Annotated in this window: 10 protein-coding genes; 6 read left to right on the forward strand and 4 right to left on the reverse strand. The window is 72.7% G+C overall.

What is annotated here, in order from left to right:
• The first annotated feature begins 155 nt into the window (after nucleotides 1-155).
• Entirely contained in the window at nucleotides 156-3104 is a 2949-nt protein-coding gene (locus ACY34M_RS24260) for an FAD-binding and (Fe-S)-binding domain-containing protein (RefSeq protein WP_462720146.1), read from the forward strand.
• Nucleotides 3105-3389: 285 nt separating this feature from the next.
• The gene (locus ACY34M_RS24265) at nucleotides 3390-3962 is read left to right on the forward strand and encodes a dihydrofolate reductase family protein (RefSeq protein ID WP_462720147.1); all 573 of its coding nucleotides are present in this window, start codon (nucleotides 3390-3392) and stop codon (nucleotides 3960-3962) included.
• A 30-nt stretch (nucleotides 3963-3992) separates the two neighbouring features.
• Here ACY34M_RS24265 and ACY34M_RS24270 read toward each other — a convergent pair whose 3' ends face one another.
• A complete protein-coding gene (locus ACY34M_RS24270; protein WP_462720148.1) occupies nucleotides 3993-4826 on the reverse strand; it encodes an oxidoreductase in 834 nt (277 codons plus the stop codon).
• Nucleotides 4827-4929: 103 nt separating this feature from the next.
• Here ACY34M_RS24270 and ACY34M_RS24275 point away from each other — a divergent pair, with 103 nt between their 5' ends.
• Nucleotides 4930-5865 (forward strand): LysR family transcriptional regulator, encoded by a 936-nt coding sequence (locus tag ACY34M_RS24275; protein WP_462720149.1) that lies wholly within the window; start codon nucleotides 4930-4932, stop codon nucleotides 5863-5865.
• Here the strand turns inward: ACY34M_RS24275 and ACY34M_RS24280 are convergent.
• Nucleotides 5804-7309, reverse strand: coding sequence for a UbiD family decarboxylase (locus ACY34M_RS24280; protein WP_462720150.1), 1506 nt, complete (start codon nucleotides 7307-7309; stop codon nucleotides 5804-5806). The two genes, ACY34M_RS24275 and ACY34M_RS24280, sit on opposite strands and share 62 nt — an antisense overlap.
• Before the next feature lie 133 nt (nucleotides 7310-7442).
• On the opposite strand from ACY34M_RS24280, the gene ACY34M_RS24285 reads away from it, so the two are divergent.
• From ACY34M_RS24285 to ACY34M_RS24295, 3 genes are read left to right on the forward strand one after another with little or no spacing between them, the layout of a single operon-like run.
• Nucleotides 7443-7898 (forward strand): MarR family transcriptional regulator, encoded by a 456-nt coding sequence (locus tag ACY34M_RS24285; protein ID WP_462720151.1) that lies wholly within the window; start codon nucleotides 7443-7445, stop codon nucleotides 7896-7898.
• Nucleotides 7899-7948: 50 nt separating this feature from the next.
• Nucleotides 7949-8524 (forward strand): putative immunity protein, encoded by a 576-nt coding sequence (locus ACY34M_RS24290; RefSeq protein ID WP_462720152.1) that lies wholly within the window; start codon nucleotides 7949-7951, stop codon nucleotides 8522-8524.
• Nucleotides 8525-8534: 10 nt separating this feature from the next.
• A complete protein-coding gene (locus ACY34M_RS24295; protein ID WP_462720153.1) occupies nucleotides 8535-10487 on the forward strand; it encodes an isocitrate lyase/PEP mutase family protein in 1953 nt (650 codons plus the stop codon).
• 4 nt (nucleotides 10488-10491) lie between these two features.
• Here ACY34M_RS24295 and ACY34M_RS24300 read toward each other — a convergent pair whose 3' ends face one another.
• Both ACY34M_RS24300 and ACY34M_RS24305 read right to left on the reverse strand, forming a co-directional pair.
• Complete coding sequence (locus ACY34M_RS24300; RefSeq protein WP_462720154.1) at nucleotides 10492-11328, reverse strand: thioesterase family protein; 837 nt, start codon at nucleotides 11326-11328, stop codon at nucleotides 10492-10494.
• Nucleotides 11329-11418: 90 nt separating this feature from the next.
• On the reverse strand, nucleotides 11419-12075 hold the full coding sequence (locus ACY34M_RS24305; protein ID WP_462720155.1) for a TetR/AcrR family transcriptional regulator: 657 nt from the start codon (nucleotides 12073-12075) through the stop codon (nucleotides 11419-11421).
• Between the last annotated feature and the right edge of the window lie 100 nt (nucleotides 12076-12175).

The raw sequence follows: 12175 nt of genomic DNA on the forward strand, positions 1-12175 counted from the left end.
CCCCCGGTGCGGGCCAGCACCCGCGCCCCCGGCCCACCCCGGCACCGCCCCCCACGGCGGCACGGCCCGCAATGCCGCGAATCCTCCACCCTGCCGCAGCGATCTTGAGACCCTCACCTCCAGCAGCACCACTCCGCCCGCCCGAAGGAGCCACCATGTCCGCCCCCGTCGCCACGACCGGATCCGCCGCGCCGCGCCCCGACGTCCCCGACCCGGCGACGCTGCAGAAGCTGGAGCGCGCACTGCGGGACGCCGTGCCGCACGGCGAGGTCGCCTTCGGGAAGCGGCGGCGCGCCGAGTACGCGCAGGACGCCTCCGTGTACCGGCAGGTGCCCGCGGCCGTCGTGCTGCCCGCCGACACGGACGAGTTGGCGGCGGCGCTCGCGGCCTGCCACGGACTCGACGTTGCCGTCACCCTGCGCGGCGCTGGCACCTCCATCGCCGGACAGGCCGTCGGCGACGGCGTCGTCATCGACACCTCCCGCAGCCTGAACCGCATCCTCGAGATCGACGCCGAGGCCCACACCGCCCGCGTCGAACCCGGCGTCGTCCTCGACCGCCTCCAGGACGCCTGCAAGCCGCACGGACTGCGCTTCGGCCCCGACCCCTCCACGCACGCCCGCTGCACCATCGGCGGCATGATCGGCAACAACGCCTGCGGCACCCACTCCGTGGCCTGGGGCCGCACCGCCGACAACATCGTCGAACTCGAAGTCCTCACCTACGACGGCGAGCGCATCCGGCTCCGCTCCCTCGACGCCGACGAACTCCAGCACGTCATGGACGAGGGCGGCCGCACCGGCGAGATCCACGCACGCCTGCGCGAGCTGCGCGACCGGCATCTGGCCATGCTGCGCACCGAGTTCGGCCGCTTCCGCCGCCAAGTCTCCGGCTACAGCCTCGAACACCTGCTGCCCGAGAAGGGCTTCGACCTCGCGGCGGCGCTGGTCGGCACCGAAGGCACCTGCGCGGTCGTCGTATCGGCCACGATCAAGCTCGTCGACCTCCCGGCCCGTCGCACCCTCGTGGCCCTCGGCTTCTCCGACCTCCCGGCGGCGGGCGACGCCGCCCGCCACGTCCTGCGCCACGAACCCATCGCCTGCGAGGGCCTGGGCGGCGACCAGGTCGCGGCGCTGCGCCGCAACGTCCCCGACGCCCGCCCCGAGGAGATGCTCCCCGAAGGCGCGGGCTGGTTGCTGTGCGAGTTCGGCCACGCCGACGCGACGCCCGACCCGGAGGCCGAACAGGCCCGCGCCGAGGCCCTGGTGAAGGACACCGGCGCCGTCGACGTACGCCTCGTCCAGGACCCCAAGGAGCAGGCCGCCCTGTGGCGGATCCGAGAGGACAGCTCGGGCCTCGCCACCCGCGCCCCCGACGGTTCCGAGGCCTGGCCCGGCTGGGAGGACTCCGCCGTCCCCGTCGAACACCTCGGCGACTACCTGCGCGACCTCGCCACGCTCCTGGAGACGCACGGCCTCCAGGGCACCCCGTACGGCCACTTCGGCGAGGGCTGCGTGCACATCCGCATCGACTTCGACCACGCGACGGCCGAAGGCGTGCGGATCTTCCGTACGTTCATGAAGGACGCGGCCGAACTCGTCGCCCGGCACGGCGGCACCCTCTCCGGTGAGCACGGAGACGGCCAGGCCCGCGCCGAATTCCTGCCGCTCGTCTACAGCGAGGAGGCCATGGCCGCCTTCGGCGCCTTCAAGGCGATCTGGGACCCGGAGAACCGGCTCAACCCCGGCATCCTCGTCCACCCCCGCCCTGCCGACGAACGCCTGCGCATCACCGCGGGACACCGCCCCACCCTCCAGCTCACCACCACGCTCGCCCTCGCCGAGGACGACGGCGACCTCACCAAGGCGTTGCGCCGCTGCGTCGGCGTCGCCAAGTGCCGCACCGCGTCCGGTGGCGTGATGTGCCCCAGCTACCGGGCCACCGGAGACGAGAAGGACTCCACGCGCGGGCGCGCACGCGTGCTCTACGAAATGGTGCAGGGCGACGTCATCACCGACGGCTGGCAGTCCGAGGAGGCCGCGGAGGCCCTCGACCTCTGCCTGTCCTGCAAGGGCTGCAAGAGCGACTGCCCCGTAGGCGTCGACATGGCCTCCTACAAGGCGGAGTTCCTGCACCACCACTACAAGGGCAAGCGCCGCCCCGCCTCGCACTACGCCCTCGGCTGGCTGCCGCTGTGGTCCCACCTCGCGGGCCTCGCACCGGGCGTCGTCAACGCGGTGACACGCAACAAGAAGGCGGCCACCCTCCTGAAGAAGGCGGGCGGCATCGCCCCGGAGCGCCCCGTCCCGCCCTTCGCCGCACGCCGCTTCCGTACGAGCTTCAAGAAGCGCCGCCACGTCCCGGCGCCCGGCAGCCGGGGCAAGGTCCTCCTCTGGCCCGACACCTTCACCGAGTTCATGTCGCCCGAGGTGGGGCGTGCGGCCGTCCTCGTCCTGGAACACGCCGGATTCGAAGTCGTCCTCCCGCCAGACCGGCTGTGCTGCGGCCTGACCTGGCACACCACGGGCCAGCTCGACATGGCCAAGAAGGTGCTGGAGCGCACCCTCAACGCCGTCGACCCGTACCTTCAGGAGGGCATGCCGCTGGTCGGCCTGGAGCCCAGCTGCACCTCCCTGTTCCGCACCGACGCGACGGAGCTGTTCCCCGACGACCCGCGCGCGAAGCGCCTCGCCGAGCAGACCGTGACCCTCGCCGAACTCCTCGACCAGCGCGCCCCCGACGTCGACTTCGGCCGCCTCGACGACGTCACCGCCCTGACCCAGACCCACTGCCACCAGCACGCCACGCTCGGCAGCAAGGCGGACGACCGGGTCCTCGCCCGCGTCGGTGTGGACAGCGGCCGCCTCGACTCCGGCTGCTGCGGCCTCGCGGGCAACTTCGGCTTCGAGGAGGGCCACTACGACGTGTCGGTCGCGGTCGGCGAACAGGCACTCCTTCCGGCCCTGCGCGAGGCCGCCGACGACACGGTGGTCCTCGCCGACGGCTACAGCTGCCGCACCCAGATCACCCAGCTCTCCGACCGCCGGCCCCGCCATCTCGCGGAACTGCTCAGGGACGCGATGCGGACGCGACGCGCCGACTGACCGGTCCGCGGACGCACTTGACGAGATCCGGGTGGAGTGCCGGCCCCACCCGGTCGTTCAGGTCGACGGGGACGGCGAGGATGGGCCCCGTCGGCGCGATCGACGGAACTGGAGCCGGTCGGCAGCTCGGGCGCACTCCTCGACTGACCGGTTCGGATCCGCGACCCGCCGTATATCGATGAGTTTCGCCGCACCCGCCGGTCAAAGCGTGTTAGTTGATGCAGAGCCGACCGGCTTTCGATTGTCGGTTGTCGGTTGTCGGTGCAGAGTCAGGGGAGTCCAGACATGCGTATGTTGATCAGCACAGCCTTCGTGTCCGTGGACGGAGTCATGGAGGCGCCGGGCGGTGAGCCCGGTTACCGCAACTCCGGGTGGACGGCCAAGGGCATCGACTTCGTGCCCGAGGCCTTCGAGATCAAGGGCCGGGAGCAGACCGAGGCCTCCGCGATGCTGCTCGGCCGGGTCAGCTACGAGGCGTTCAGCCAGGTGTGGCCCGGCATGGAGGAGTTCGCCGAGTACAAGCCGATGCCCAAGTACGTCGTGTCCACCACCCTCAAGTCCGGCGACCTCGTCTCCGACTGGGGCGAGACGACGATCCTGCGCTCGCTGGACGAGGTCGCCGAGCTCAAGAAGACCGAGGGCGGCCCGATCATCGTGCACGGCAGTGTCACCCTCAATCAGAACCTGTCGGACGCGGGCCTCATCGACCGCTACCACCTGCTGGTCTTCCCGGTGCTGCTCGGCGCGGGCAAGCGGCTGTTCAGCGCCACCGACAAGGACACCCAGCACCTGAAGCTCGTCGAGCACGAGGCGTACGCGAACGGGCTCCAGAAGAACGTCTTCGACGTCGTGCGCTGAGGTCTGCCGGGGCGCTGCCCTTGCACGGTGTCACCCGTCGAAGTCGGTGGAACGGGCGAGCTTCTCCCAGGAGTTGAGCTCCGTGCGGGCGCGGTCGAGGTGGTCGGTGATCGCGTCGACCGCGTCGTTGCCGAGCGGCAGGCGCAGCGGTGCCTCGTCGGCGGTGACGGCGGTGAGGATCGCGGCCGCGGCCTTGGCCGGATCGCCGGGTTCCTGGCCGCTGCCGCCCGGCAGCGCCGTCAGGACGGGACCCACGGTGTCCTGGTACGCGTCCAGGGTCGACGTCGGGGTCAGCGAGGCGGCCCCGGCGAAGCCGGTCCGGAACGCGCCCGGCTCGACGATCAGCACCCGGATCCCGAGCGGCGCGACCTCCGCGGCCAGCGCCTCGGACAGCCCCTCCAGAGCGAACTTGGTGGCGCAGTAGGCGCCGACCCCGGCGAACGCGAACCGTCCTCCCATGCTGGTGAGTTGGACGATCGTGCCCGAGCGGCGGCTGCGCATGTGCGGCAGGACGGCCCGCGTCAGCGCGGCCGGACCGAAGAAGTGCAGGTCCATCAGGTCCCGCAGCTCCGCGTCCGTGGCCTCCTCGACCGCCCCCACCGAGCCGCGCCCCGCGTTGTTGACCAGCACATCGATCCGCCCGTGCCGGGCGGCCACGCCGTCGACCGCGGCCCGCACGTCGTCGACGGCGGTGACATCGAGCGCCAGCGTCTCCACCTGGTCCGGGTGCGCGGCCACCAGATCGTCGAGCGGCGCGGTGCGACGGGCCGCGGCCACCACGACGTCCCCCGCTGCGACCGCCGCCTCCGTGATCGCCCGGCCGAACCCGCTGCTCGCTCCGGTGACCAGCCAAACCTTGTTCATGGTGTGCTCCTCGATCCGGGGGAGCCGCCGTGGTCGGCGGCCCGTCTGTGAACCACCTTGCGGGGAAAGCCAGTTGCCCGTCTAAGACCTGCTGTGATAGCCGATGGTTATGGACGTTCATGGGCGGGACCTGAGGTACTTCACCGTGGTGGCCGAGGAGCTCCATTTCACGCGTGCGGCCGAGCGGCTGTACGTCTCGCAGCCCGCGCTGAGCAAGCAGATCAGGATGCTGGAGAAGCAGGTCGGCGCCGTGCTGTTCGAGCGGGACCGGCGCGAGGTCCGGCTGACCGGGGCCGGTGCGGCGCTGCTGCCGCACGCTCTGAGCATCGTCGCCGAGTGGGAGGCGGCACGGGAGACGCTCGCCAAGGTGGTGGCCGAGCAGACGGCTGCGCTCGTCGTGGGGATGAGTTCGAGCCCGGGGCGCGGCGGCGTGCTCCCGGCGATCCGCTCCCGCTTCACCGCCGAACACCCCGGCAGTCGGCTCCGGGTCCGCCAGGTGTCCTGGGACGACGCGAGCGCGGGGCTCGCCGACGGCAGCAGCGACGTGGCGTTCGTCTGGCTGCCGCTGCCGGACCAGGAGCGCTACCGATGGGTGCCGGTCGCCGAGGAGCCCCGCCTCGTCGCCATGGCGGAGACGCACCCGCTGGCCGGCCGGGAGAGCGTCGACTTCGCCGAGCTGCTCGACGAGCCGTTCCTCGCGCTCCCCGAGAGCGCCGGGCCGCTGCGCGACTACTGGCTCGCCACCGACGCCCGTGGCGGCAGGCCCGTGGTCGTCGGCGCGGAGGTGGCCAGCACCGAGGAGACGTACGAGGCGCTCGTCGCGGAACTGGGTGTGGTCCTGCTGGCGGTCGGCAACGCGCCCCTGGTCACGCTCGGCGGCGTCGTCACCCGCCCCGTGACCGGCATCGCGCCCAGCCGCTTCGTCCTGGCCTGGCGCGCCGACGACCGGCGCCCGCTGGTACGGGCGTATGTGCGGGCTACCGAGGGGCTGCGGGACGGAATCCGTAATCCGCCCACTTCTCCTGGACCCGGGTCCTGATGTCCTCCGGGTACGAATTCCGGAACGACGCGGTGATCCCCGGTGTCTCACCGGCCAGTTGGGCGGGCAGCAGACAGCTGATGACGGCCTTCCCGCCGCGACCGGCCCGCGCCTCCTCCGGCGTGAGGTAGGGAACCATCGGGATGCCCGGCGCCTGCGGATACACGTACTCGTCGGTGCCGGGGTGGTAGCGCGTCGCCATCGCCCACACCAACTGGTCGATGTCGGTGATGTCGATGTCGTCGGCGACCAGGATCACCTTCGGGACGAGCCACCCGGTGTGCGAGCTGAACAGCACATCGGCGATCGTATCGGCCAGTTGACGCTCGCTCATCCCCGTCCCGGCCAGCCGCTCGATGTCGACGGCGACGGCGATCCAGCAGGTCGCGGCCTCGTACGAGCACCAGGCCATGGAGACGGGCAGCCCGCTGGAACGCAGCAGGTCCAGGCTGGTCGCCGAGATCATCGTGCCCCAAATGGTGTGGTTCTCCTCTGGCGGGAGGCCCGCCACGCACACCGGCAGGATGGGGTCGTCGCGATGCGTGACGGTCTCCACGTGGAACACGGGCTGCTGCTTGCTCCCGGCGAAGGAGTACCCGTGGTACTCGCCCATCGGCCCCTCGGCGGCCGTCTCGTCCGGGCTGATCCACCCCTCCAGGACGATCTCGGAGGTGGCGGGCACGTGCAGGTCGTGCAGCTCGGTCCGCACGACGTCGACGGGGCTGCCGGTGAGGGCGCCCACGTACCCGTCCTCGTTCACCTCGGCGGGCAGCGGCATGCCCGCCGCCGCCAGTGCGGCGGGCGGGGCCCCGATGACCATCGCCCACGGGGTGGGCTCGCCGCGTTCCCGCCACATCTGGTGGATCATGCCGAGGTGCTGCTGCGGCATGGCGGGCCCGACGAGTGTGCGCGGCCCGTGCAGCATGGTGCGGCTGACCGACCAGCTCGTCCACCGGCCGTCGGGTGTGCGCACCACGTGGAAGCCGTACGTCCCGAAGTACCGTCCGCCGTCCTCGGCGTGCAGCAGCGGGACGGGGAAGCGGGTCAGGTCGACGTCCTCGCCGGTCAGCACGTTCTCCTTGCAGGGGCCTTCGGCCACGACGCGTGGGGTGAGGGGATCGGCGTGCATCGCGGAGATGAGCCGTTCGAGCAGCTCGCGCGGCGTGGTCCCGCGAGGGAGCCCGAAGTGCGCGGCGAGCCGTCCGTACGCGCCGTCCGCGCGGCCGGTGAGACCGGCGGGCGCGCCGAGAATGCGGTGACCGGGCGCGCCCTCGGTGAGGTTGCCGAACAGGGGAGCGGGGCTCCGCGTCTCGTAGACGCGCCGCGTGACGGCGCCGACCTCAAGGGTGGGGCTCACCGGTTCGCGGATGTCGACCGCGTCGCCCACGTCGAGCAACTCCGCCACGAAATCCCGGAAGTTGAGCGCGCTGCCGCGTTGCGTCATGACCGACCCTTTCTTGCGGCGAGGGCCCGGACGCGCGGCCTTCCCCGTCTTCACGCACAGTTATTACGTACACGTCCTATATGCTTCACGGTAAAGTACGTGTACGTCCTAATCAAGCGAGGGGTGACGTCCGATGTCCCGGAAGAGCGCGCACGCCAAGGCCCTGGAGTCCGCACTCGGCGGGCTCGGGCCGCTCGCCCGCCAGCTCAACCAGCTGCACACGCGGCTCTGGTACGAGCAGGTCCACCAGGACCTGACCGGCCCGCAGTTCACCGTCCTGAGCCTGCTCGACCTGCGGGGCGACATGGACCAGGGCACCCTCGGCGCCCAGGCCAACCTCGACAAGTCGACCGCGGCGCCGCTCCTCGAGCGGCTGCGCAGACGCGGCCTGCTGGAGATCGAGAAGGACGAGCGCGACCGGCGCCGCAAGGTCGTGCGCGTCACGGAGGAGGGCCGCCGCCTGGTGACCCGCCTGGCCCCCGGCGTCACCGACGTGAGCGACCAGATGCTGGACGTGCTCTCGGCGGCGGAACGGGAGGAATTCCTGCGTCTGCTGCGCCGGGTGACGGACCGCCGACAGCAGTCCTGAACGAGATCACCTCAAGGCCGACGGCCGCGCCGCGGTGAGAGGATCGGGCCATGGCGACGACCACGGTGACCGGCGACTTCGACCTGACCATGGACGAGCTGCGGGCCGTCGCCCGGTACGCCGTACAGTGCGCCGATCAGGTCCTTCCCGTGTTCGAGGCGGCGGCGCCGGACGACCCGAGGCCCCGTGCGGCCGTCGATGCCGCGTGGGAGTTCGTCGGCGGGGCGAAGCGGTCCCGGCTGCAGCGCGTCACCGCGCTCGACGCGCACCGGGCCGCCAAGGAGGCGGACACCGAAGCCGCGTGCCTCGCCGCGCGCGCCGCGGGCGACGCCGCCTCCGCCGCGTATCTCCACCCGATCGCGAAGGCCACCCAGGTCGGTCACATCCTGCGCGCGGCGGCCTGCGCGGCGCGCGTGGCGGAGCTGGTCGCGGGCGACGATCCGCAGGCGGGGGAGCGGTACATCGAACAGGCCCGGCGCCGCGCAACCCCGGCCCTCGTCGACGTGCTGAGCAGGTATCCCGAGGCCCCTCGGGGCAAGGGACGGGTGGCGCACCTGATGAGTGCGCTGGACGCGTCGCTGCGCCGCGGGGACGGTTCGGCCGGTCCCGAAGCGTCCCGCACCTAGCGTCGACGGCATGAACCGAACCGTGCACGAGATCCGCCGCTACGAGGACGTGCGGGCGGCACTGGCCGACCCGCACCTGGTGCCGGAGCGTCCGGCCGCCGCCGAGGGACGGCCAGGGGCCTCCATGGCCTGGCTGCGGGCCACCGTGCCCCGGTTCAGCTCCGGCGCCGCGCACGCGCGCCGCCGCGCGCTGGTGGAGACCGAACTCGCCCGCCTGGACGTGCGGCGGCTGAAACAGTCGGCGATCCGCTGGCCCGCGACGGCCGCCGACAACGCGGCACCCCACGTGGTCCACACCCTCGCGGAAGCACTGGGCTACCGAGACCCCCGCGCGGTGGCGGACGCGGTCACGACGGTGGCCGCCAGTTACTTCGGCGGCGAGAGCGCGTCGGCGGACGAGGCGGTGGCTCGTCTCGTGGAACTGCTGTCGCCGTCGGGGGAGGAGGGAGAGAGCGACGGCACGGGGCAGCGGCGCGCTTCCGCCCCTCGCCGGCTGCCGGGTGACGGTGCAGGGCAGTTGCAGGACGGCGACCTCGGGCAGTCGCGCGGCGATGGCTCCGGGCAGCCGCAGGACGCCGCCCTCCCGCAGGCGCGCGCCGGCGCCCTCGAGCGACAGGACAGCGTCGGCCCCGGTCAGCCGGACGGCGGCAGCCCTCGGTCCTCGGCCTCGGGCCGCTGCGTTCAGCCTCAAGGACACGGATTTCCGCAGAGCCACGGTTCCGGTCCTCGGCAGCCGGACGGCGACGGCGCGGGGCATCCGCAGGGCGACAGCCTCCGGCAGCCGATCACCGACGGCCCCGGGCGGCCCTCCGAGTCCGGCAGGCCCGGGCCGGACGACCGGTACGAAGGCGTCGCCGCCCGGATCTGTCTTCTCGTGCAGGCCTGCGACGCCACCGCCGCCCTCGTGCGGCACGCGCACGCCGCGTCCGCCGACCGTCACCGCTCCGTCGAGGTGGAGCGGCTGCTCCACGAGACACTGCGGGACGACCCGCCCGTCCGGGCCCTGCGCCGGGTCGCCGCACGCGACACCGTCGTCGGCGCGACGGCCGTCGCCGCCGGTGATCTCGTCCTCCTCGACGCCACGGCCGCCGCCCCCTCGGACGACGACGAGCCTCTCGCCTTCGGAGCGCCGCCGCGGAGCTGCCCCGGGCGGGACCACGCCATGGCCCTGGCGTCCGGGGCTCTGTCGGCGCGCCGCCCCGACGCCACCCCCTTCGCCCGCCTGCACCGGAGGGACACGCCGCTGCTCCTGCCGAACGCCTGGGACTGCGCCTCGGCCGCGGCCCTCGCCGCCGACGGATTCGAGGCCGTCGGTACCACCAGCCTCGGTGTGGCCGCCGCGGCCGGGCTGCCGGACGGCGCGGGCGCCACCGCAGATGCCACCCTGGCCCTGGCCCGCCGACTCGGACGCACGGCCCTTGTGTTCAGCGTCGACATGGAGGGCGGGTTCAGTGACGAGCCCGGGCAAGTCGCCCACCTGGCACGGCTGGTGAGCGACGCCGGGGCCGCCGGGATCAACCTCGAGGACGGGCGCGCCGACGGCACCCTCACCCCCGTCGCACTGCACGCCGCGAAGATCGAGGCCGTCAAGGCGGCCGTACCCGAGCTGTTCGTCAACGCTCGCACCGACACCTACTGGCTGAATACGGACCACGAGGACACCGAGAAGCGCCTCGGCGCCTACCAACAGGCAGGCGCCGACGGGCTGTTCGTGCCGGGGGTCACCGCACCCGACCGGATCCGCGAACTCGCCTGCCGCTTCGAGCTTCCGCTCAACATCCTCTACTCGCCCTCCGGCCCGCCCCTCGCCGAGCTGGGCGCACTGGGTGTGCGCCGGGTCAGCCTCGGCTCGCTGCTCTACCGCACGGCGCTCGGCGAGGCCGTGGCTGCCGCGCGTGCGATCCGCGAAGGGCGGCGGCCCACTGCCGAGACCCTTTCGTACGGGGAGGTGCAGGCCCTGTAGCGGGTCAGCGCTCCGGCGCCGGGTTGGCGAGCGCCGTCGTCGTGCAGTAGCCGATCGGACCCGCCGCGTCGTACAGCGTGCACTGCCCCACGGCGATCCCGTCCTCGGCCGTGTGCGCCGTGGCTTCCAGGCCGATCTCGTCGCTGAGCGGGAGCCGGCTCAGGGACAGGGTGTAGTCGGCGTTGATGTAGCGCAGCCCGTCGTCGCCCGCGTGGGCGAGCGGACTGGCGGTGTCGGCGGCCAGCGCGGCCCGTACGAGCGGGGACAGCGCCTCCCCGCCGACCAACGGCCGGGCGTCGCGCATCCAGGACCGCCGCCGCTGATCGCCGCTCCACTCCCGGACCGGCCGCAGCTCCTCGTCGAAGCGCAGGAACTGGGTGCGCCCGTGCGGGGCCAGCATCTCCTGCGCCGAGGGCGCGTCCCACGGACCGGTCGCCGGAATGTGCCCCGGCGGCGGTGTACTGGTGCGCAGCAGCACGGCGCTTGCCCGCGCCACCGCCTTCCCGTCGCCGCCGCGCACCACGGCGTCGGCCACGCGGATCCGCCGCCCGTCGCGGACCCGTTCCGTGGTGACATCGACCGGGGCGAAGCGCGCGGTGCGGAACAGATCGACGGTGAGCCGGGCGAAGTGCAGCCCCTCCTCGGCGTGTTCGCGCTCCAGCGCCCGCGCGGCGAGTCCGCCCAGGAGCCGCCCGTGCACTGTGTCGGGCGCCCACCAGCCGCGCGCGTGCGCCTCGGGCACGAAGGTCTCCGTGGTGTCCCCGGTGTCCCCGGTGTCCCCAGTGGCCGCGGTGTCCGCGCTCCGGGTGAAGTAGGGCGCCTCGTCCTCGGTCTGTGCCACGTGTGTTCCCTTCAAGTGCACGGCCTTGCAGTGCATGGCCTTCAAGTGCCTGGCTGAGTGGGTGCGTCAGTGCGTCAGTGCGTCAGTGCGTCAGTGCGTACGGGGCCGGGGTGCCCGGAGCGGTTCGATGTCCACCGGATCCAGCCTCCGGATGAGCGCGAGCGTGGCCCGGCAGATCTCGTCGGCGTCCCGCTTGCGCGCACACGTGCCGATCTCCCGGCCCGCCTCGCCGATGACGGCCGTGAGAACGCCGACCACCAGCCGGTCCACGGGCTCGCTGCCCGCTTCGAGCAGCACCGCGTTCTGCCGGATCCACTCGCGACCGCGCGCCCTGCGCATCAGCTCGAAGCCGGGCGGCCCGTCGCCGTCCATCCACAGTTCGATCAGGTCGCGCCGCCGCCAGCAGCCCTCCAGGAAGCTGCGGGTGCCGACGAGGAACAGCTCCAGCGGATCCGTCTCGCCCGCCGCCCGCGCCGCGGCCACCGCCTCCGCCGCCTCGCGTTCGCGCTCGTTCTCGTAGTCCTCCCACAGCGCGACGAACAGCTCCGTCTTGCCGCCGAAGTGGTGGTAGAGGCTGCCGACACTCGATCCGGCCCTGCGCACCACCGCGACGATCGCCGTGTCGGTGAACCCCTGCTCGCAGAAGACCTCGCGGGCGGCGTCGAGCAGCGTGCGCCGGGTCTGTTCCGTGCGACTCCACTGCCAGGCGTTCTCCTTGGCCGAGAGTCGCTCCGCCTTCCGTGCCATCGGCCGTCACCCCTTGCGCACTCGCTGTCCCGCTGCCCCGCCGCCGTACCGAACCGCATTTTAGGATCACTCAATTCCCCGCGCCAGCAGGCCGGTTGAA

This window comes from Streptomyces sp. EDA2-14, from assembly GCF_054963755.1.